Here is a 23,162-nt window from a genome sequence, read left to right as displayed (position 1 = left end):
GTCCTGTAAAGTAAAAAACTGCAAGACCTTTCAGTCTTGCAGTCAGTATTGAGAATATAGATATCTATAAATTATAAGAAATTAACTCTGTCAGAAATATGCTTTTGCATATTTATTACATCATGGTCATAAGGCTCATCCATAAGTACTGATTTGATAATGAAATCAGCCGATGCCTTATTAACCGCAATTGGAATATCATAAACCTGTGCAATTCTCATAAGAGCCTTAACATCAGGGTCATGTGGCTGTGCTGTAAGTGGGTCTGAGAAAAATACGATTAAATCGATTCTTCCCTCCACTACCTTTGCTCCGATTTGCTGATCTCCGCCAAGAGGACCTGAATTATAACCTCTAACTGTAAGACCTGTTTTATCGGATACCAGACGGGCTGTAGTACCTGTGCCGCAAAGAAAATGATTCTTTAAGATATCTTTGTTTGCCTCGCACCAGTTAACAAGAGTCTGTTTCTTTCCATCGTGAGCAATCAAAGCAATGTTTTTCTGTCTCCCAATAGTAAAAGTAACCTTATCTTCCATATAAGCCCTCCGTTTGTGCTGTTTATTTATGCTGCGTTACATACCTCAAACAACTCATCACAGTGATTTCTAATCAAATCCTCGAGGCTAAGCCAGTAGCTAGCATCCTCCTCTGTGTGATTACTGTATGCATATATATCAGCAATTTTTTCGCAGAATGTCAATAGCATTTCGTCCTCTGCGCCTTCAATCATTGCTGGTAATCTATCCTGAAGCAGCTTGTATACGTCCTTCTTCGCCTTATATTTTAATAATGCTCTATATAAAGCTTCTTTCTCCGCATCTGAGATATTCTCGATAAAGCCTTCTAATTTCTCTTTTGCCTGCATAAACAAAACCTTCCTAAATCTATACTAAATACAAAACATTATTTTGTATAACGTTTTGCAACAGGAGGTAATTTATCATGAAAACTTTGGCAGGTCAATCAATTTTCATATCTTTGGCAAGAACACTCAAATTTTGGCAATATTTCCAATCGTTATTGGCAATAATTTTTACACTAAATTTCGTCCTCTTTTGCTATATCCTCAGCAGACATGTATTTGCGGAAAACTCTCTCCAGTATAGGATGTACTGAAGATGCAACCATACCTGGAAGAAATACCAGAAAAATTGGGAAGCGGTATACTAATAGACCAAGAAGTACCAAAACTCCAAGTATAGCAATACTCCAACCAATATTAAGTATCATGAATATTGCTGATACCTTAAAGGATTCTTTAAATCCATTCGCAAATCGTGCAATGTAAGCAAAATGATAAATCGCCCAAATAATAGTAACCACAAGCAACACTGTAAAGAAAATAAACATTCCAGCAAATGGGCTATCGTGACTGATAACATTTTTGGTAATATAAATATCTCCTGAAAGGATTCCAAACATCACCATAAAGATAAGCCATGATAATGTAGACTGCTTGAAGTTTTCCTTAAATGAGTGAAAGAACTCTAATGTGTAGCCTCTGCCCCTATAAACACATTTGTGAATCGCATAATAAAGTGCTGTAAGGCTGGCTCCAATTGTAAAAATAGGAATAGAACAAATCAAAAAATAAAAGCCTATAATCAGCATATCTGTAATTTTTGTAATGCCGTCAAAAAATCTACTATTAAAAAATCTACCCAAAATTATTCTCCTTTTTCTATTTTATATATAAGATCGTAGAAGTTCTGTAAGTATTCTTCGCTTCCACTCAAATCTGCTATCATCAAATACTTCATCTTTTCATCAAGTCCAAAGTATTCCTGAATTCCCGTACCTGTGATATCAACAGCCACATCATAATTACCTGTTATGCCGTCATCATCTGTAACATCTACATTGTATAATCGACCTTCACTGGTCCACAAATCCAAAAGCTTATCTGGTGCTGTTGTTTTTAAATCTCGAACAACACCCATATCTACTAAATATTTAACCCCCACTTCGTCAGTAAAAGCAAAATCAAGCTGGCCAGTCATAATGTAAATATCAAGCTTATTTCCGTAGCCACCCATATTTACATCATCATATGTATAAAAATCTGCTGAAAGATTAAATCCATCGTGCTTTGCCATTTTAAGCACATCATGCATTTCATCAGCTACCTTTTCATTGTACTGGCTAGAATTGATAATCATTCCATAAAACTTGTACTGGACATAGGTGAGTGCGTGATGAACACCCCAGGTGATGGCTCCTACAATTAAAAGCGCTACTATTATATGAAACTTGTAATACTCCCATATATATTCCAGCTTCTGTCCAAAGGTCATTTGAGAAAGCTTCTTTTTCTCACCCTTTAAGGTCTTGGTGACCTGCTCTTGTTCTTTATCTACATATTCCATAGCATACCTCTTATTACTTAGTCTAAGAGATATAGTACATAAAAAAAAATGCTACTTCAATAAAGAAGTAGCATTTTTAATAAACTTTTTATATTAGATGTTTAATAGCTTTGCGTATGCTGCAAGAGCATCTGAAGTATCACCTGAAAGAACCTTCTTTGCAAGTGTCTTACCAAGCTGAACACCTTCCTGATCGAATGAGTTAAGGTTCCATACGAATCCCTGGAACATTACCTTATTCTCGAAGTGTGCAAGGAGTGCACCAAGTGTCTCAGGTGTAAGCTGATCACCAACTATGATTGATGATGGGCGGTTACCCTCGAAGTACTTGTTTCTATTATCATCATCCTTACCACAAGCGAAGGCCATAATCTGAGCTGCTACGTTAGCGCAGAGCTTCTGCTGTGATGTGCTATCCTCGATAACAACATCTGTAGCCATCTGGCTCTTCTTGAAGCCAACGAACTGAAGTGGAATGATATCTGTTCCCTGGTGAAGAAGCTGATAGAAGCTGTGCTGTCCGTTTGTACCTGGCTCACCAAAGATAACTGGGCCAGTAACATAATCAACAGGCTCGCCGAAACGGTTTACACTCTTTCCGTTTGACTCCATATCAAGCTGCTGTAAGTGAGCAGGGAAACGGCTAAGTGCCTGTGAGTATGGAAGAACTGCTGTAGTCTCATAACCGAGAATGTTTCTCTCATAAACACCGATAAGAGCATCAAGCATTGCAGGGTTCTTGCGAACGTCTACATTGCGAGCAAGCTTATCTTCTTCTGCTGCACCATTTAAGAATCTAGCGAATACATCTGGACCAAATGCAAGTGAAAGGATTGCGCCACCTACTGAAGATGTAGATGAGTAACGTCCACCGATGTAATCATCCATGAAGAATGCGTCAAGGTAATCAGCTGACTTTGCAAGTGGTGAAGCATCTGATGTAACAGCAATCATGTGCTTAGATGCATCAAGACCAGCCTTCTTTAAAGCATCCTTAACGAATGACTCGTTTGTAAGTGTCTCAAGTGTAGTACCTGACTTAGAAACGAGAATGAAAATAGAATGAGCAACATCAACACCAGCAAGAACTGATGCAGCATCATCTGGATCTACGTTTGAAATGAAACGAGCTTCCATCTTGAATGTGCCTGTTACTTTTGCCCAATTCTCAAGAGCAAGATACATAGCGCGAGGACCAAGGTCTGATCCGCCGATACCTATCTGAACAGCTGTAGTGAACTTTTCGCCATTCTCGTTAACGATTTCACCATTGTGAACCTTGTTAGCGAACTCTGCGATACGCTCCTGCTGCTTAACATAGAACTCCCTTTTGTTAACCCCATCAGCAATAACATCCCCGCCAAGCTGACCACGTGTAAGCTGGTGAAGAACTAATCTCTTTTCCCCTGTATTAATAACCTCTCCGTTGAAAAGTGCTGAGTATTTGTCGATAAGCTCTGCTTCGTCAGCAAGGCCCTGAAGTGCATCAAGAACAGTGTCATCAACCTGCTTTGCAGCGAAGTTGTATGCCATACCATTTGACATTGGAACTGAGTACTCTGCAACACGCTTTGCACCGTTTGCTCCAGCCATAACTGACTTAAGCTCTACCTGATTCTTCAACCCCTGAAGAGTCTTGTAAGATTCAAGCTTATCAAAATTATTCCATGCTACCATTTTCTTACTCCTTTTATAATGTAAAATACTTTTGCTCTCATGAAAATAGCTAAAACGTTTTCTAACCAAAAATTTTATAATAAAACAGGGTGTAATACAATAGATTACACCCATTTTTCAATATCTTATTTCAGTTAATACACAAAGTTTTTTATTAGTGTTTGAGCAACTTTTGTTGCGCACAGCTTCTATATTGCACCTAGCTGCATCCTGTAATATTTCTCGTAAATGCCACCCTCTTTTATGAGCTCTTTATGAGTTCCTCTTTCCTTGATTCCATCACCATCTAATACAATGATTTCATCTGCTCCAAGAATTGTAGATAAACGATGGGCGATTGTGATAGTGGTTCTTCCCACTGCCAGCTTATCCAAGCTCTCCTGAATGTAACGCTCGCTTTCATTATCAAGGGCGCTTGTTGCCTCATCCAAAATAAGAATAGGTGGATTCTTAAGGAATACTCGTGATATAGAGATACGCTGCTTCTGTCCACCAGAAAGTCTGGTGCCTCGCTCGCCTACCTCTGTATCAAATCCATTTGGAAGGCTTTCGATAAAATCAAGGAGGTCAGCATTTCTTGCAGCCTCTATGATTTCTTCCATTGTGGCATCTGGCTTTCCGTATGCTATGTTCTCTTTGATGGTTCCATTGAACAGATAAACATCCTGCTGCACAATACCAATATACGAACGAAGAGATTTCTGTGTAACAGTCTTAACATCTACGCCATCGATGCACACCTGTCCGCCTGTAACATCATAAAATCTAGGTATCAGAGCGCAAAGTGTAGTCTTTCCTCCGCCTGATGGTCCTACGATTGCTACGGATTTTCCTGCATCTACATGAAGGTCTATGTTTTCAAGAACTGTCTCCTCTTCCTCGTATGAGAATGATACGTTTTTGAAGTCAATCACACCTGTGACATCTTTAAGCTCTTTAGCATCTGGGCTGTCAACAATCTCAGGCATTGTATCCATAACCTCTGTGAATCTCTCAAAGCCAGCCAAGCCCTTCTGGAGCTGCTCTGTAAATTCCACAAGAACATTTACTGGATTGATAAAGATATTTATATAGAGGGCGTAGATTGCCAAATCCTCACCTGTCAACTGTCCTTTAGCAATGAAATATCCTCCTGCAACCAAAACAGTTATAAACATAAGTCCTTCAAAAAGACTGTTTCCTGCATTGAAGGTTCCCATAAGGATATAATTCTGCTTTTTAGATGAAAGGAAAGAAATATTGCTCTTGTCGAATTTTTCTGTCTCAATATCTTCGCCAGTAAAGGACTTTACAACTCTGATTCCACCGAGAGTATCCTGTAGCGACGAATTAATTCCAGCAATCTTCCTGCGGTTGTCTGCAAAAGTTGCTCGCATCTTTCTGTTTTGCTTAACAGCAAAAATCGCCATAAAGAAAACCACCACCATCAGACAGCTAGTCATAGGAACGTTGATTCTCATAAGAAGAATTAGTGAACCGATTATTTTAATCACTGAAATAAATATGTTCTCTGGACCGTGATGTGCCAGCTCTGAAATATCAAACAAATCTGATACCAGCTTACTCATCATCTCTCCTGTGTTGTGATTGTCATAGTAAGAAAATGAGAATGCTTCATAGCGTTCAAAAAGCTCTCGTCTCATTCCCGATTCCATCTGAGCACCCATCATATGTCCCTGATAACTGACATAATATCTACAGGCACTTCTCACTATATACATTGCAAGTAAAAGCGCTGCTATAATTCCAAGCTTGCTGAGGATGACCTCTGGTGCCTCAAGGAAAAGTGTAGCTCTCAGGATTCTCAGGAACTGAGGGAAGGTAAGATCAATGATTGATAGTACTGTGGCGCATATCAAATCTAAGATGAATACACCTATATATGGTTTGTAATATGGGATAAATCGTTTAATTAGTTTCATTTGATACCTCGTATAAAATCTAGTTGCATCTAATCTTTCATATTACAATACCATTTTTACATACAAAAAACCACCGGCTCACATGAACCGGTGGTTGAATATTAAGCTTCTAATTCTTCAGCTTTAACTGCATCTGTCTTTGTATCCGCTGCTTCCATTTTCTTCTCATAACGATTGTAAATAATCCAAGCAGCAAGACCAAATACTACAGGGCCACTGAGTGACCAGAATGTAGTCTTGAAATCACCATCAAGTGCTGGCTGGATGATTGCAAATGCGTTTGCAAATAAAAGTGTAAGTGTTACAACATAGCCCCAGATGTTTGCTGACTTCTGAGATTTGAAAATAACAAAGCTTCTATCAATTCCCTGAAGCTTCTTGAACTTAGGGAATGCGAATGAAATGAACATGTAAGGTACTGTCATTCCAACGTTAACCATAGCTGTAAGGATAACGAAGAACTTCTGCATTGAATCTCCACCAAATGAAACAAGGAGAATCATAACGCTTACGATTGCACACTGTACCCACATAGCATTCTTAGGCATACCATCTGCTTCGATCTCACCCATCTTACCAGGCCAAAGTTCCTTTGGAGTACCCTCGATAATCTGCTTAAGTGGTGAGTAAACAAGTGTAAACAAAGCTCCTGCAAGAGCAAGAAGCATGATAAGTGCATAAACACGAGCAAAGCCGTGAGCAAGTGCAACCTGAGTAGCTGCAGATGCGCCGAACACCTTACCAAATGTAGCAGCAAAGTTTGACATAATTACATATGAAACATTTCCAAGTGTAATGCTGTCAGCACCAAGTACCTCTGCGTAGTTTGTAAATGAACCTACAAGCATGATAAGAGATGCATAACCAACTACGATAACCATAGCTGCAATGATGATTCCCTTAGGGAAGTTCTTCTTAGGATTCTCTGTCTTATCTACAAGACCACCAACTGCCTCGATTCCGCCGTATGCAAATAACGCATATACGATAAATGAGAGGAGCATGATTGGACTGCCCTGGTATGCAACATTAAGAGGAACCTTAAGGGACTCCATACCTGCGAATGGCTGCTCAAGCTGACCACCGCGAGCGATAATCATAATGATAGAACCAACTACTACCATGATGTTGATAGTAAGAACTGCTGTACCACCAACAGATGTTGCCTTGCTAATCTTATCAATACCCTTTGAATCGAAATATGTGATAAAGATGAAGAACAATACAGCCATAAGACCAAGAAGTCTTGAACCAGATAAAAACTCGATTCCGAATAATGACCATGTTGATGTTGTATCCTCACCAAAGATGATGTTTGAAACTGGTACCCAGATACCAGATGATACGTTTACCATCCAAAGAACGTAAGATGTGTACCACATAAATGTACCGATGAATGCGTACTTTGGTCCTACTGACTTACACATCCATGAATACATTCCACCTGTCTCATCCTTGAAAGCAGAACCAAACTCTGCAACCATAAATGCAAATGGAATAAAGAATAAAATACCTGCGATTACAAACCAAGGAATCGCTGCATATCCCATTAAGTAATAAGAACGTGGAATGTTGTTAAAACCGTAAACTGATGTAAAAATCATCAGAATGAGGGACATAAGCCCTAATTTCTTTTCTTTCATTACTAACTTCCTTATAACAAAATATACTCTTAATTTAATTTTCGCATAAGCGAAAACTCAAATATTATATCATGTCATAAAGGAATTCTCTATAATTTAGTTATATAAAACAGTGAAAATACAATGTGTTAACACTTTAAAACGCAAAAGAAATATACACTAATATTAGTTGATGATGAAAAATAGCACCCAGCAATTTTGCCAGGTGCTACATTCTATCTAATGGCAGAACCATCTGCCCATCTATCCATGATTTTTGTAGAACATCGTTTATTATATCATCAGGTTGATAATTCCCTATTAAAAATGGAGATGTGGGATCATGTTGGCTGCTTAGTTTTAATACTGTTTCTGATTCTGCATTTGCATAGCAATATCTGCATAGATGCTTGCAGGTATTATAGGCTCCTATGTCACAGGTAAGGTAGCAGGAGCATTCTGCCCTGGCCCCTTTCTTTTTATGGACAATTAGTTTTTGGCCAATAGCTTTCTCGTAATCTGCTATGGTCATACAGCCTCCACAGTCTGCGCCGAACTGTGCCAGTTCATCTCCTTCTGCACATGGCTTCACAGTCATTCCGTGGGCTGCGGCTATTTCTATAATCTGCTTTCCCATTCTAAGACGCTGGGCTTTTGTTACCTCTTTTACCTCTGGGAAATTCCTTCTTACCTTTGGGTAAAGGTCTATAAAACTTATAACTACCGTTTTGGTATAACCATCCAATTTTTCCGCTATCTGCTTGAAGGCCTTGATGTGGTACTCTTCCGTATATCTATCCAAAATAAAGATTGGGTCATAGCGCCAACCAATACTGTTGACCCCTACATAGTTAGACAGCTTTATAAAATCTTCTATCAGCTTGTGCTTATCCGGTACATTGGGCTCAATATCTCTTCCATATGAAGTCAGGGTCACAAACCAATACTGTCCATAGTCCTTTAGCAAATCCATATACTTAAACATAGGCGCTGGATTCTTAGTACAAAAACCGATTACATCCACCACCTCAGGATTCAGCCTGTATCTACTTACTTGCTTTGGATTATATGGATTTCTAACACAGACATATCCTTCTCTCAGCCTGTTCGCAAACCAGTCTGAATAAAACGCTGGAATGTCCGTGCGCTGCCCTGTGTTTATTATCATAATCTACCTTTCATTCCTCTACTCTAAATACTTGGCATTGACATACTTTGTATTTCTCGCTTGTCCTATCTTTTTTATTGAACCACTCTTTACCATTTTACCTAGCACTGCCTCAACGGTTGTAGGGCTAACATCTAGTAATACTTCACATATCTCAGCCTTTGATACAGGTAAAACACTATTTAAAACTGTTTGCTCTACCCTTTCACTCTTTGCAATCTTTTTCCCATTCACAGTTGAAAAGCGCTTATCCAATTCTTTGTAACACTTATATAGTGTAGACAAAAAATTCTTCATGAACTCAAAATATGAATTCTCATTTTCATGCCATCCTTGAGAAGAAGCATGCAATGCTTCATAGTAAAATTCTTTTGAATTATTTATCTGTTCCTCGAATGAGACATATTTACATACATCGTATCCGCTCTTATATAACAACAAAATAGATAATAATCTCGAAACTCGTCCATTACCGTCTGCAAATGGATGTATGCATAAAAAATCCAAAATTACACATGGAATCAAAAGTAACTTGTTAACCCTTGGATTATCTCTTGCATCTATATAAGCTAATATAAGTTGTTCCATTGCATCATTAGTTTCGCTTGCTGGTGGTGGTGTAAATCGTACTTTACGTCTTCCATTTTCATCAACCTGTAATATTAGATTGTCATCAACTTTATATTTACCTGACAGTTCATATCCTGCCAAATCTGTCATCATCTGATGAATATGTAAAATTGTATTCTCACTGAAACTCATAGATTGATGGTTTTTATGAATCTCATCTAACACATCTCTGTATCCTGCAATTTCGCGTTCACTATGGTTTAAAGGGGCACTATCTCCATCTACAATTTCTTTAATTCTCGCGTCAGTAGTAATAATTCCCTCAATAGCATTTGATCCTTTTACAGACTGTACTCTTGCTATTTTTTCAAGTTCAGTATATATGCTTTGATTAGCATCCTTGCGTTCAGACGATATTGCATCAAATGCTGCAATTGATGCTGTTAAATTAACCATTTCAGCAGGTAACATTCCCTCATCTAAAAAAGAATAATCATATTTATGCATATAGTACCTCCTCAAGTATCTGCATATAATATACAATAAAATATGCAGATACTCAAACAGTATCTGCATATAAATTGACTATTAATATGCAGATACTTACTTTTTTGTATGCAGAAAAGTATCCACATCATTAACAGCCTGTAGCTCCACACATGCTGCTACTTTATCTTTTAGGATTAAGCTATAGGAATCCTCCATAGATAATACCTGGTGAATTCTTTTTTTATCTAACTATCAAATATCCGATAACTGGACCTAAAAAAATTGCTATATATATCAGTGTAATCCATGGCTGATAGTCCACATAAAACTCTTTAAAGGTTAATCTCCATGGATGCTTAATCAGAACCCATCCCACCAAATCAACTACTATGCATATGATTGCCCAGATTGCACCTGCTATTAGAGCCGCAGATAATGTCTGAGCCTCTAATCCTCTCATATAAACACATCCTAATAAAGAAAAAATAACAATGTTGTACAGTGGATGCCAAGGCTTGGTCTTCTCATAACCTTCTCCCATACCTGGGCTCTCCTTCATGGATTTCATGTGTAATACCTTGATGTTAAAAATGGTTTGACCAATTCCAATCCATGTAACAATCACATAACCAATCAGTAACAGTAACAATAATCTCCCTAAATTCATAATATCTTCTCCTATTCTCCAGCTACATATTCAAGTGAGAACTGCTCACATACTACCTTTGATTCCTCAGTAAATGGAATGCCACTTTCCTCTGCGCACTCCTCGAAAAATTCCTTATGCACTCTTCTCCAATAATCTAATGTTCGGTCGCCCTCACCTTCTGCAAATGCGTGTGATTCTGGAACCTCATTGAATGGAAGAATAAATACTTCCTTAGTCCTAATGACACAAACTGCCTCTTCTTTACCATTTAGTATTACACTGTATTCTCCCACTTGTGGAAGCTCATCAAGTGCATCCTCAGCCACATAATCATCATAGGAGCTGGCTGTTCCATACTTAATTCCTTTGACTACTAAATCTGCCAATTCATCTGCAGTCTCTTCATCATCTCCGAACCCCCATGCCTCATATGGCGTACTAATATCTACATTCTTCTTTTCACAAAACTCTTTCCATAATTCTTTTTCTGTCATTTTGTCACCTCATGTTTTAAGTATTTATTATCTGCTTAGTTTTTTCTCCATCAAATAAAATCTGCCCTTGCGCCAGTCAGCATGACCACGCTTAGCATATCCAGTCTTTCCATAAAGACTAAGTGCATATGGATTCTCCGAGAAAACATCCAGTCTCACTGAATCATATTCCATATCTGTCAGCTGATTCTCGATGTGCTCAAGCACCTTCTTGCCCACTCCATTATTCTGAAAATCTGGTGATACACATAATCTATGAATGATACATGGGTTTTCATTTTCCCATTCGCATTTACGATATTCGTCATCACACTCTTCGCTTATTACATAGATTGCCGCAAGCTTATCATCCTCTGATGCCACATAAAGTGTTTCCTTCTTAATGTCATCTTCAAAATCATCAGCTATAGGATATATATCATCCCACTGCTCTATACCCTGCTCAGACATGAGCCTCTTGGCCGCATCTACCATAATGCAGATTTCCTGTATATCTTCTAATGTTCCTAGTCTGTAATCCATCTTCAAGCCTCCATTTCAAGTAAAACAACTATTATTTCTTTGCCACTTCCTGCAACTCAAAGCGATACTTCTGCTTCACATCGGGATACTTCACATGGTCAACCTCTGATAAAAACATCTCCTTAGGTCTTACCCAAAGTGAACCATCATCATAGAGCTTTCTATAGATAACCATTTCTTCCTGAGTTTCCGAATCTCTGGCAACATCCTCTACTAAATAATAATTGCCTTTGAAATGTTTATATATTCTATGTAACTGTAGTTCCTGCATCACTAATCCTCCCAATAATAATTTGTACTCTACTATAAGTGATTTGTGAGTATAAATAAAGCCCTATAGCAGTATTTTTATCTACTATAGAGCCTTATTTATTACATTCTTTTTTACCGATTACAATATTCTAATACTTTGTTATAAAAATTCTTATCCTCTTCAAAAAGGCCGTGTCCAAGTCCATCAAATATCTCCAACTCACTACCAGCGATGCCTTCTTTCAACTCATACGGTGCATCATTTCCGACTGTGTTATCCCTGTTGCCTGATAAGATGTATGTTGGACACTTTATTTTTGCCAACTCTCCACGGGCATCAAAATTTAAGATAGCATGAGCATTTATAAGGAATCTGTCATAGCTTGCTGGCTTTGTGAATCTGGCTAAGGTAGGAAGATACTTCTTATTCTTTTCATTGAATTTAGGCGTATAAACCTTTTCTGCAGTATCAAGCATAAGATTCGTATGTGTATCATTACTTGTCATATCAATCCACTTAGTGACAACGCTCTTAATAGTGTCATTAGCATATGGCGCTGTCACCACAAGAATAAGCTTTTCCACCAACTCAGGATGATTTGCAGCCAGGTACTGTGAAACCATTCCTCCTTGAGACACTCCCATAACTATTGCTTTATCTATCCCAAGATTCTTCAGTGCTTCTGCCTGATCATCTGCCATTTCTTTTATAGAGTAGTTTTCTGGAAGATCATTTTTTCTGCTGAACATATAGACTGTGTAATCTTTAAAAAAATGTTTGTATGAACCTGCCAATAAAAATGCTTTGCCTTTTACTGTCCACAAACCATCTGATAATCCTGGTAAAACAATCAGATTCTTTTCCCCTTCTCCGAAAGCCACATAATACATATCTGTATTTCCGACTTTCACACAGCCATTCTTTCGCATTATATCTCCTCCCTGTGCCCATCTAAGAAATTTATTGCTCTTTTAGATTATATCTCCATCTAAATACTGCAACTCCGATGATTACCACATATCCAATAAATGATAACAGTGTTGGTAATTCTCCCAAGAAAAGAATACCAAGGATTGCAGCAAAAATCACCTGTGTATAATCGAATACTGATATCTCTTTTGCAGGTGCAAATTTATATGCAGAAGTAATTCCAAACTGACCTATTGTGGCAGATAGTCCTGCCATGACAAGACATAACAATTGAATCGGCTTAAGAGGGACATAGTTCATAACTATAAATGGAATTGTAACCACTGTTGAAAACACAGAAAAGCAAAGTACTATTATCGGTGTTCTCTCACCTTTCTTACCTAGTCTTCTAACAAAAACATAAGCTGTTCCTGCTCCGAATCCTCCATACAATCCAATAAGTGCAGGGACAAGCTGCATATTACTTCCAGTTGGTTTTACAATCAGCATCGCTCCAAGGAACGCAATAATTACAGCCAATATATCAATCTTCTTTGGCTTCTCTTTAAGAATAGGGATGGAAATCAAGATTGCAAAAAATGGTGACAGCTTATTTAGCATGTTTGCATCTGCGATATTCAACTTATCAATGGCATAGAAGTTTGCGATAAGTCCACTTGTGCCAAACAAGCATCTGAAGAATATATCTGTTCCGCACCCTTTTTGAATTCTAATCTTCTCACCAGATTTAGCTAAGAGAATCAGTGATGCAATGATAGCAACCGCATTTCTGAAGAAGGCCTTCTCCATAGTTGGAATATCTCCTGATATCCTTACAAAAAAAGTCATCAAAGAAAAACCAAAGGCCGCAAACAATATGCATATTATTCCTTTTGATTTATTACTAATTTTATTAATGTCTTTCATCATTTTTCTTCCGTATAAACAAAAACCTTCTTGGATATTTCTATCCAAAAAGGTTTTGAATGTTTTTATTAGTATAACTTTGCACCAGCTGGGATGTGGTTATCAATCATGAGAAGGTGAAGCTCTTCACCGTCTGAATCCTTGAGGTTGTTAACTGCTGAAAGTAACATACCGCAAGACTCGATACCCATCATAGCACGTGGTGGAAGGTTTGTAATTGCTACAAGTGTCTTACCAACTAATTCCTCTGGCTCATAGAACTCATGAATTCCTGAAAGGATTGTTCTATCTGTGCCTGTTCCATCATCAAGTGTGAACTGAAGAAGCTTCTTTGACTTTGGAACTGCCTGGCAAGCCTTAACCTTTACAGCACGGAAATCTGACTTAGAGAATGTCTCAAAATCAACTGACTCCTCGAATAATGGCTCGATAGCTACATTTGAGAAATCAAGCTGGCTGTTTGGTGTGAAGAAGCCTGTTGCCTCTTCTGCTGCACCGCTCTTCTTTGGTGCATCAAGACTCTTCATAGTAGGGAAGAGGAGTACATCACGGATAGCCTGACTATCTGTAAGTAACATGCAAAGACGATCAAGACCATAACCGATACCGCCTGTAGGTGGCATACCGATTTCGAGTGCGTTGAGGAAGTCCTCATCTGTGTGCTCAGCCTCATCATCGCCTGCTTCTGCGTTAGCATCCTGTGCTGCAAAACGCTCTCTCTGATCGATTGGATCATTAAGCTCTGAGTATGCGTTACACATCTCCCATGTATTAATGAAGAGCTCGAAACGCTCTACCTTTGTAGGGTCTGTAGGCTTCTTCTTTGTAAGTGGAGAAATCTCGATTGGATGATCAGTAATAAATGTAGGCTGAATAAGATTCTCCTCGCAGAACTCCTCGAAGAAGAGGTTAAGGATATCACCCTTCTTGTGACGGTCCTCAAACTCAACGCCCTTTTCACGAGCGATAGCCTTTGCTGCCTCATCATCAGCAATAGTATCAAAATCAACGCCTGCAAATTTCTTTACAGCGTCTGTCATTGTCATTCTCTCGAAAGGCTTGCCAAGGTCGATTTCGATTCCGTTGTAAGAAATCTTTGTAGAACCAACAACCTTCTCAGCAAGACGACGAAACATAGTCTCTGTAAGCTCCATCATACCTTCGTAATCTGTGTATGCCTGGTAAAGCTCCATAAGTGTGAACTCAGGATTGTGACGAGTATCAACACCCTCGTTACGGAATACACGACCGATTTCGTATACACGCTCGAAACCACCAACGATAAGTCTCTTAAGGTAAAGCTCAAGAGAAATACGAAGCTTAACATCCTCGTTAAGTGAGTTGTAGTGTGTCTCGAATGGACGAGCTGCTGCACCACCTGCGTTAGAAACAAGGATAGGTGTCTCAACCTCCATGAAATCACGCTCTGCAAGGAAATTACGGATTTCCTTCATCATAAGTGAACGCTTAACAAATACGTCGCGAGAATCCTTGTTCATTACAAGGTCAACATATCTCTGACGGTATCTCATATCTGTATCTGTAAGTCCGTGGAACTTCTCTGGGAGAATCTGAAGAGACTTAGAAAGAAGTGTAAGCTCCTCAGCGTGGATTGAAATCTCACCTGTCTTTGTTCTGAAAGCCCAACCCTTGATACCATAGATATCACCAATATCAGACTTCTTGAAATCAGCGTAAGAATCCTCACCGATTGCATCTCTTGCAACATAAACCTGAATATCACCCTTACGGTCACGTATGTTACAGAAGCTAGCCTTACCCATTACACGCTTGAACATCATACGTCCTGCAATGCTAACGTGGATTGGCTGAGCATCCATGATTTCGCGGCGCTCATTGTAATCATCGTTAACTGCCTGCTTTGCAGCCTCTTCGTCCATGCCATCTGTATTTACTGGCTGACGACCTGCAAGAAGCTTAGCCTCATGCTCTTCGTATAAATTTCTAGCCTCATCTGTGTGATGAGTCTGGTCAAACTTTGTAATCTGAAATGGGTCCTTGCCTGCCTCCTGAAGTGCAGCAAGCTTTTCGCGGCGAACCTGAAGTAACTGATTTGTATCCTGGCTGCCACCATTGTTCTGCTGTGCCATATTTTCTCCTTTGTTATTTCATATATATTTAATTAGATTAGTAATTACATAAAAAGTCATTCAATTATAGACCTAGAAAACTCTAGGTGTCAAGGTTTATCAGACCATCTGCACAAGCCAAACGTCACTCTTCACCATGAAGTATCCCATGATGTTTTTGATAAGCTCTGTACCCTGTACAAGGAAGTAAACCCATACGATTCCAAGACCAGTATAATGAGCCAAAACGAATGCACATGGTGCAACTATAACCCATGTAAACACTGAGTCGAAAAGGAATGTAACAAGAGTCTTTCCACCTGAACGAAGTGTAAAATATGAGCAGTGACTAAAGCTGCAGGAAGGCATCCAAATGGCTGCCACTGCAATAAATCTTGTTGCAAGAGAGCGAATCTCTGGCGCAACGTTGTATATACGTGGGAACAGACCTCCAAATGCAAACATCATAATAGCCATGATTGTACAGCAGAATACACTGAAAGCTATCATCTTATTATCTGCATCCTTTGCCTCTTCCAATTCACCAGCTCCCAAGTACTGACCAACAACAATGCTGATGCACGCACCAAGCTGAATGAATACAATGTTGAAAAGGTTCGCTATAGTGTTTGACATACTAAGTGCTGTCAGTACGTTCATTCCTCTTACTGAGTAACTTTGAGTAACCATACTCATACCTGCTGCCCAAAGCACTTCATTAAGCATAAGTGGTGCGCCTTTTATAAGAATCTGTCTTAATACGTTTGCTGGCAAACCAAATCCTGTATAGGCTCCCTCCAGATATCTATTGAGCTCTCTATGAGAATGTGCCCATATCAATACGATTGCACACTCTATGTATCTGGCTATAACTGTAGCAAGAGCTGCTCCTCTTACACCCATCTCTGGGAATGGTCCAAAACCAAAGATTAAGCAATAATCCAAGATAGCGTTTGTTGCTACCGCAACCATACCTGCCACCATAGGAACTACTGTCTGACCTGTTTCTTTGATATTTGTAGCATAGGCCTGATTTACTGCAAATGGTATAAGTCCCACAAGGATTATTGATAGATACTGGAGACCGTATTCCAAAGCAAGCTCTGGTGATGCACCTTCACTTTCTGTAAGGAAAAGTGAAATCAGCTGACTACCAAATACATTGAAAATCAGAATACCTACGAAGGTTGCCAGCAGAGTCGCATAAAGCTTAAAGCGGAAAGTGTACATATGACCTTTGTGGTCTCCCTTTCCAAAATACTGAGCGCCATAAATACTTCCTGCTGAGGCTGCACCAAATATTGCTAATGCAAATACAAAGTGTAGCTGGTTAACTGTTGCGACGGCAGAGATTGCTTCCTGTCCAAGCTGACCTACCATAATGTTATCCAAAAAGCTTACAAAGTTTGTAATGAAGTTTTGGATAATCATAGGAGTTGCAAGAAAAATGTATCTCCTGTAAAAAGCTTTATCACCAATAAATGTCTTTTTAAATTTTGCTAGCATTTTGTCCTCCTTGTAAGAAAAAAAGGCGCCGCAACCCATCGGGTTGTGACGCCGTAAATCACATAAATTACTTAGACTTCTTTGCTGCAAGAATCTTGTACTGGAACTCACCAGCTTCAGTCTCAACTGTAACTGTATCGCCCTTCTTGTGTCCAAGAATAGCCTTACCAACTGGAGACTCGTTTGAAATCTTGCCCTTAAGGCTGTTAGCCTCTGTAGAACCAACGATTCTATACTCAACTTCCTCGTCGAACTCTACATCAAGAAGTGTAACTGTCCAACCGATGTTAATATTCTTTGTGTCATGCTCGTCTGTAACGACCTCAGCATTCTTAAGAATCTTCTCGATTTCTTCGATACGAGCTTCGATATCTCTCTGCTCATCCTTAGCTGCATCGTACTCAGCGTTCTCTGAAAGGTCACCCTGCTCTCTGGCTTCCTTAATCTTCTGAGATACTTCTTTACGTTTATTGACCTTGAGATCCTCAAGCTCATCCTCTAATACTTTAAGTCCTTCGGCTGTAAGTAAATTCTTCTTTGCTTCCATAATTTTCCTCTCCAATCGGATGTATTTTTCAATGGATTTTACGCATAAAATCCCTCTAAATCTTAGTAACTTTTTGAATTATAAGCCACACACATATTGATGTCAAGAATTCCCATATTGGTTCATAAAACTTTCAAAAAGTTTTTCTAAATCATCATATGACTCAACATTATTTATTGCCCCACGAAGCTTGCTGGCCCCCTTGTATCCTGCGGTATACCAGGCTGCATGCTTTCGCATTTCCCTGATTCCAAGGTAGTCTCCCTTAAATTCAATCTGCAGCTTTGCATGACGAAGCATAGTCTTTACCATCTCTTCCATAGGAGGCTTTCCAATAATATCTCCTGTCTCGAAGTAATGGAGAATCTGATGGAAAATCCATGGATTTCCCTGAGCTCCTCTGCCTATCATAAAGCCATCACAATTAGTCTGCTCCTTCATTGCGATAACATCCTTTGCATCAAGGATATCACCATTTCCAATTACAGGAATGTTTACTGCAGCCTTTACATCTGCGATGATGCTCCAATCAGCCTTGCCTGAGTAAAACTGTTCGCGAGTTCTACCGTGAACTGCCACTGCTGCTGCACCGGATTCCTGAGCCACATGCGCCATCTCTACTGCATTAACATGTTCATCGTCAAATCCCTTTCGAATCTTAACAGTAACAGGCTTATTAATTGCCTTTACCATGCTCTCGATGATTTTTCCAGCAAGTACTGGATTTTTCATAAGGGCAGAGCCATCACCATTATTAACAACCTTTGGCACTGGGCATCCCATATTGATATCTAAAATATCAAAATTTCTGTGCTCAATCTTTGCAGCCATGGCTCCCATAATCTCAGGGTCGGAACCAAAAAGCTGTAGGCTGACAGGTCGCTCACGCTCATCAACAGTGAGCAGGCTTTCTGTATTTTTATTGTTATACATAATCCCTTTGGCACTGACCATTTCCATGCAACAAAGGGCTGCTCCCTGTTCCTTGCATAGCAAACGAAATGGCAGGTCTGTTACGCCTGCCATTGGTGCCAAAATCAAATTGTTTTCTAAAGTTACATTTCCAATTTGTAATTTTTCTATCATAAACTCGATTATTTCTTCTGCTTATCGTAAATAAACTTCATACCGTAAAGTGTAAGGTTTGGGTTGTAAATATCGATGCACTGAGTCTCGCTAGAAATAAGATTTCCAAGACCACCTGTAGCTACAACCTTAACATTCTCATAACCACTTTCTTTAATCATATTCTTAACTATATATTCTGTCTGACCAATCTGTCCATACACAAGACCTGCCTGCATAGAAGATATTGTTTCCTTTGCAAGAATCTTCTCAGGCTTCTTAATCTCAATTTCTGGAAGCTTAGCAGCATCTTCCCAAAGGGCCTTCGCGCTGATACGAATACCAGGTGCTGTAACTCCAGAAACGAATGCTCCATTTGCATCCACCAAATCATAAGTGGTAGCTGTTCCAAAGTCAAGTACAAGAACTGGTCCACCATAAAGCTCGTAAGCACCAGCAGCATCAACGATACGGTCTGCACCAATCTGCTTAGGATTTTCTGTAGCAATTCTGATACCTGTCTTAATTCCAGCCTCAACAATGATAGGCTGAATATCAAAATACTTAATGATTGAACTTGTAAGAGAGTGCATTACGTTAGGAACAACGGATGCAATAATTACATCATCAATCTTTGTATAATCCAAGTTGTTTGAACGAAGAATCTCGCGGAAGGTGATTCCGAATTCGTCTGATGTACGGTTAATCTTTGTAGTAACACGGAAGCTTCCTAAAAGCTCCTCGCCATTAAAAACACCTAAAGTGATATTTGTATTTCCAACGTCAATTGTAAGAAGCATCTACATGCCCTCCCCTAAGAATACTACTTTATAATATGTTTCAAGCGCCTCAAATAATTCCTCGCGCTCTCTTTGCATTCGCTTTACTATCAAGGCTGACCCAATCTCATCATAGAGAAGGTCATCCTCATTGTGATCTACCTGAATGCGAAGGCTACCGTCCTCATCATAAATCATCTGGATGGTACCGCTGACTTCCTCTGTGTACATAACGCACATAATTTTCAGTTCATCCTTTACCATTGGAGGGAGTCCCTCGAAATCTGGATTTAAATAATATTTTTTAGTGTAGCAGCTGGCGCCACAAAGTACTACTTCATCTTCCATTATACGTATCCATATATTCCACGTACCGAAACTTCTCCGGTGCGGATTATCCTTTCTTCGCTGTCCACCTCTACAATCAGCTCCCCCTTTTCATTAATACCAAGGGCAACTGCCTCGTAAGAGTTCTCATGGTCTTCTATTCTAACACGATTACCGCGATTGGCAAGATGCTTCTCATATTCTTCCTTAAGCCCTGTCATATCTTGTGTCTCAATGAAGATATTATAATACTTTTTGAAACTATTCCATATCTCTTTTGTAAGTTCTTCTCTATGACCTTGTCCGCCACCTACTTTTTCCAGCTCTAAATCTACTGATGTAGCCTTGAAGGCAATGTCTTCTGGGAAGGTACGGTTGTGTACATTTACGCCAATGCCAACTACAACAAACCAGACTTTATTATCCTTCATCTCCATCTCGGTAAGTATTCCGCAGATTTTCTTTCCACCGATGACGATGTCGTTTGGCCACTTTATCTGTCCATCTAATCCGTATATACGATACAGGGCATCTCTAACAGCCATGGCCGCCACAACAGTAATCGTAGGTATGGCTTCAAGCTTTATCTCATCTGGTCTTAGCAACATTGAAGTAGCAATAGAATCATGGGATGGTGACTCCCACTTTCTTCCTATACGTCCCTTTCCTGCAGTTTGCTGACCAGCAGAAATCACGAGCCCTTGAGACTCTTCCTCATGGGCTCGTGATTTAATTCTATCGTTGGTTGAATCTACCGATTCAAAATACTCATATCTAATTTCGTTAAGCATTTCCTAATGTTGCGTACATAACAGCCTTGATTGAGTGCATACGATTCTCAGCTTCATCGAAGACTATTGAACGCTCACTTTCAAATATTTCGTCTGTAACTTCCATACAGTCGATTCCAAACTTCTTATGAATCTCTTTACCGATGGTGGTATTTAAATCATGGAATGCTGGAAGACAGTGCATAAACTTTGCATTTGAATTCGCATATGCGAATGCCTTAGCGTTAACCTGATATGGCGAAAGGTCTTTGATACGTTCCTCCCATACCTCGTCAGGCTCTCCCATTGATACCCATACATCAGTATATATCACATCTGCATTCTTGCAACCCTCAGCAACATCCTCTGTAAGAGTGATTGTTGCTCCAGTCTCCTTGGCAATAGCCTGGCACTTTTCTACCAACGATGCTTCAGGAAAATATTTTTTATTTGTGCAAGCCACAAAATCCATACCCAGTTTTGCACATGTGACCATAAGTGAGTTACCCATATTATAACGGGCATCGCCCATATATACAAACTTAATTCCTTTAAGCTTTCCAAAATGCTCTTTGATTGTCATCATATCTGCAATCATCTGTGTAGGATGAGACTCGTTGGTAAGACCATTCCATACAGGCACTCCTGCATATTTAGCCAAATCCTCTACGATGGTCTGTTCAAAACCACGATATTCAATACCGTCGTACATGCGACCAAGTACACGTGCTGTATCGGCAATTGACTCCTTCTTTCCAATCTGTGAGCCAGATGGATCTAGATAAGTAACATTTGCGCCCATATCATAAGCTGCCACTTCAAAAGAACAACGGGTACGTGTAGATGTCTTTTCAAATATTAATGCAATATTTTTTCCAGCCATATAGTTCTTCTGTGACTTTCCCTGTTTCTTCTCTGCCTTAAGCTGTAAAGACAAATCAATCAAACCATTGATTTCCTCAGGTGTGAAGTCCAACATCTTTAAAAAGTTCTTTCCCTTTAAGTCCATAACGTACCTCCTTTGTTCATGTATAAATATTCATTCTCTATGGATTTTTATACAGTATATATTAAAAAAGCTCTTGGGTAAAGCCCAAGAGCAAAATTTTTATACATTATTTAAATTTTTAGTAGAATACGTGGTTTCCAATGATAAGTCCATCCTTTGAACCAGCACGTCTAAAGTGTGTAAGACCACCTGTAGGATCTGAACCTGCCATAGCTTCCTGTGCAGCCTGAATGCAAGATGCCTTTGGTCCCTTTGAAATAACTGAAGACATACGTGATGTAGCAAACTGGCCCTTCTGGAAGATAACGCCCTCTACATTGTTAGCATATGAACCACTAAGAACACGGTTCATAACAACAGCTCCTACTGCTACCTGACCTTCGTAGCACTCACTACCTGATTCAATCTGAATGATTGCTGCAAGAAGAGTAACATCATCAGCTGATGTAATAATAGCCTGCTTTGCTGCAGCTGCTTCTGCTGCTGCAAGCTTTGCCTGCTCTGCCATAGCAGCCTGCTCAGCGGCTTTCTTAGCTGCTGCTTCCTCTGCTGCCTTCTTAGCTGCTGCCTCCTCCTCAAGAGTAATGGCCTTGCTTGTTTCCATGTCTACGTCTACATAATCTGCCTTAACGTAGCCCGACTTATTACCAGAAGTAACTGCTACCCAGCCGTCAACTTCTTCTGCATCATCATTTACTTCAAGCTTTGTTCCCTTAGAAACAACTGTGACAATCTTTGAGTCCTCTGAAGCCTCGCTTCTCATACGAAGACCATTAACATCTGTTGTAGCATATGTGTCACATACATCTAAAGCATACTCATATGCATCAATGCCTGTAATACAATAATCTGCTGAAACAAAACCGTGAGCATTTCCAGACTCGATTTCGTACCAACCATCAAATACATCTATTAATGTAGCAATGTCTGTTGGACGAAGCTTGCCTATAACCTCCGACTCCTGATCAGCATCCTTGCGGATAGAAAGGTAATCACTAATATCCTTTGCCATTACCTTATCTGACCACTCATCATAAATATCATCATCAAATTTAACCTGATCTGAAGTAGCTGCAACCACAGAAACATCTGCAGACGCATAGTTCAAATCAGAACCACCAGCCGAAAGTTCCATTGCTGAAACCGCAGAAAATACACCTGCTGTGCTAGCTGGCTGAATATCAACATCTGTTGTAACCTTTCTTTCTGAAGGGGCACAAACTACAGCTCCTGAGATTAAAAGTACCATGGCCATCGATAGAGCTGCTGACTGCATGGTTTGCTTGTTTAAATATTTCTTGTTCTTTGTATAGAATGAAGAAATGGTATTGCTTTTTCTAATCATAATCCTCCGCTGATTTAATATAGCTTTTACAAAAAATACAAAATATTACAAACTTGTTACGTTTGATAATATAACATTCTTACATAAAAAAGTCAAATTTCGTCAATTTGACATTTGAAGAAGTCTTGATATTATAGTGTTTGTAGCCATTTT

24 protein-coding genes are annotated in these 23,162 nt (G+C 39.3%); all 24 read right to left on the bottom strand.

What is annotated here, in order from left to right:
* Positions 1–71: 71 nt before the first annotated feature.
* A complete protein-coding gene (locus BMZ41_RS05985) occupies positions 72–539 on the bottom strand; it encodes a methylglyoxal synthase (protein ID WP_090167465.1) in 468 nt (155 codons plus the stop codon).
* 26 nt (positions 540–565) lie between these two features.
* Complete coding sequence (locus BMZ41_RS05980; protein WP_090527662.1) at positions 566–868, bottom strand: hypothetical protein; 303 nt, start codon at positions 866–868, stop codon at positions 566–568.
* A gap of 173 nt (positions 869–1,041) precedes the next feature.
* On the bottom strand, positions 1,042–1,668 hold the full coding sequence (locus BMZ41_RS05975; RefSeq protein ID WP_090527659.1) for a YesL family protein: 627 nt from the start codon (positions 1,666–1,668) through the stop codon (positions 1,042–1,044).
* A 2-nt stretch (positions 1,669–1,670) separates the two neighbouring features.
* On the bottom strand, positions 1,671–2,369 hold the full coding sequence (locus BMZ41_RS05970) for a hypothetical protein (RefSeq protein WP_090527656.1): 699 nt from the start codon (positions 2,367–2,369) through the stop codon (positions 1,671–1,673).
* Between the two features lie 93 nt (positions 2,370–2,462).
* Entirely contained in the window at positions 2,463–4,046 is a 1,584-nt protein-coding gene (locus BMZ41_RS05965) for a glucose-6-phosphate isomerase (protein ID WP_090527653.1), read from the bottom strand.
* Positions 4,047–4,234: 188 nt separating this feature from the next.
* On the bottom strand, positions 4,235–5,968 hold the full coding sequence (locus BMZ41_RS05960) for an ABC transporter ATP-binding protein (protein WP_090167457.1): 1,734 nt from the start codon (positions 5,966–5,968) through the stop codon (positions 4,235–4,237).
* Positions 5,969–6,069: 101 nt separating this feature from the next.
* Positions 6,070–7,611 (bottom strand): glutamate/gamma-aminobutyrate family transporter YjeM, encoded by a 1,542-nt coding sequence (gene yjeM / locus BMZ41_RS05955; protein WP_090527650.1) that lies wholly within the window; start codon positions 7,609–7,611, stop codon positions 6,070–6,072.
* 208 nt (positions 7,612–7,819) lie between these two features.
* Positions 7,820–8,758, bottom strand: coding sequence for a DUF1848 domain-containing protein (locus BMZ41_RS05950; RefSeq protein WP_090527647.1), 939 nt, complete (start codon positions 8,756–8,758; stop codon positions 7,820–7,822).
* Between the two features lie 18 nt (positions 8,759–8,776).
* The gene (locus tag BMZ41_RS05945) at positions 8,777–9,835 is read right to left on the bottom strand and encodes a Fic family protein (RefSeq protein WP_090527644.1); all 1,059 of its coding nucleotides are present in this window, start codon (positions 9,833–9,835) and stop codon (positions 8,777–8,779) included.
* 223 nt (positions 9,836–10,058) lie between these two features.
* A complete protein-coding gene (locus BMZ41_RS05940; protein ID WP_177184160.1) occupies positions 10,059–10,484 on the bottom strand; it encodes a hypothetical protein in 426 nt (141 codons plus the stop codon).
* Positions 10,485–10,495: 11 nt separating this feature from the next.
* A complete protein-coding gene (locus BMZ41_RS05935; RefSeq protein WP_090527641.1) occupies positions 10,496–10,960 on the bottom strand; it encodes an ASCH domain-containing protein in 465 nt (154 codons plus the stop codon).
* A gap of 27 nt (positions 10,961–10,987) precedes the next feature.
* Positions 10,988–11,482 carry a GNAT family N-acetyltransferase gene (locus tag BMZ41_RS05930; RefSeq protein ID WP_090527638.1) on the bottom strand — a complete coding sequence of 165 codons (495 nt, stop codon included), beginning with the start codon at positions 11,480–11,482 and terminating at the stop codon, positions 10,988–10,990.
* Positions 11,483–11,513: 31 nt separating this feature from the next.
* The gene (locus BMZ41_RS05925) at positions 11,514–11,753 is read right to left on the bottom strand and encodes a DUF1653 domain-containing protein (protein WP_090167444.1); all 240 of its coding nucleotides are present in this window, start codon (positions 11,751–11,753) and stop codon (positions 11,514–11,516) included.
* Positions 11,754–11,866: 113 nt separating this feature from the next.
* Positions 11,867–12,664, bottom strand: a complete 798-nt coding sequence (locus tag BMZ41_RS05920) for an alpha/beta fold hydrolase (RefSeq protein WP_090527635.1) — start codon at positions 12,662–12,664, stop codon at positions 11,867–11,869.
* Positions 12,665–12,695: 31 nt separating this feature from the next.
* Entirely contained in the window at positions 12,696–13,574 is an 879-nt protein-coding gene (locus BMZ41_RS05915; RefSeq protein WP_090527632.1) for a DMT family transporter, read from the bottom strand.
* Positions 13,575–13,639: 65 nt separating this feature from the next.
* Positions 13,640–15,682 carry a lysine--tRNA ligase gene (lysS, locus tag BMZ41_RS05910; RefSeq protein ID WP_090527629.1) on the bottom strand — a complete coding sequence of 681 codons (2,043 nt, stop codon included), beginning with the start codon at positions 15,680–15,682 and terminating at the stop codon, positions 13,640–13,642.
* Positions 15,683–15,781: 99 nt separating this feature from the next.
* On the bottom strand, positions 15,782–17,167 hold the full coding sequence (locus BMZ41_RS05905) for an MATE family efflux transporter (RefSeq protein WP_090167436.1): 1,386 nt from the start codon (positions 17,165–17,167) through the stop codon (positions 15,782–15,784).
* 67 nt (positions 17,168–17,234) lie between these two features.
* Complete coding sequence (greA, locus tag BMZ41_RS05900) at positions 17,235–17,714, bottom strand: transcription elongation factor GreA (RefSeq protein ID WP_090167434.1); 480 nt, start codon at positions 17,712–17,714, stop codon at positions 17,235–17,237.
* Between the two features lie 102 nt (positions 17,715–17,816).
* Positions 17,817–18,800: a tRNA dihydrouridine synthase DusB gene (dusB, locus tag BMZ41_RS05895; RefSeq protein ID WP_090527625.1), complete on the bottom strand. Its 984-nt coding sequence runs from the start codon at positions 18,798–18,800 to the stop codon at positions 17,817–17,819.
* Positions 18,801–18,808: 8 nt separating this feature from the next.
* Entirely contained in the window at positions 18,809–19,579 is a 771-nt protein-coding gene (locus BMZ41_RS05890; protein ID WP_090527622.1) for a type III pantothenate kinase, read from the bottom strand.
* Positions 19,580–19,906 carry a DUF6145 family protein gene (locus BMZ41_RS05885; RefSeq protein ID WP_090167428.1) on the bottom strand — a complete coding sequence of 109 codons (327 nt, stop codon included), beginning with the start codon at positions 19,904–19,906 and terminating at the stop codon, positions 19,580–19,582.
* Complete coding sequence (locus tag BMZ41_RS05880; RefSeq protein WP_090527619.1) at positions 19,906–20,676, bottom strand: biotin--[acetyl-CoA-carboxylase] ligase; 771 nt, start codon at positions 20,674–20,676, stop codon at positions 19,906–19,908. The genes BMZ41_RS05885 and BMZ41_RS05880 overlap by 1 nt, the downstream gene beginning before the upstream one ends.
* Entirely contained in the window at positions 20,669–21,664 is a 996-nt protein-coding gene (gene argF / locus BMZ41_RS05875) for an ornithine carbamoyltransferase (protein ID WP_090527616.1), read from the bottom strand. Before argF ends, BMZ41_RS05880 begins: the two co-directional genes overlap by 8 nt.
* A gap of 118 nt (positions 21,665–21,782) precedes the next feature.
* The gene (locus tag BMZ41_RS05870) at positions 21,783–23,009 is read right to left on the bottom strand and encodes a cell wall hydrolase (RefSeq protein ID WP_090527612.1); all 1,227 of its coding nucleotides are present in this window, start codon (positions 23,007–23,009) and stop codon (positions 21,783–21,785) included.
* Positions 23,010–23,162 lie beyond the last annotated feature (153 nt).

Origin of the sequence: Pseudobutyrivibrio sp. UC1225, assembly GCF_900115215.1 — a bacterium.
GTDB lineage: Bacteria > Bacillota > Clostridia > Lachnospirales > Lachnospiraceae > Pseudobutyrivibrio.
Note: the sequence above shows the minus strand (reverse complement) of the source record. Positions and strands in the feature narration are given on the sequence as shown.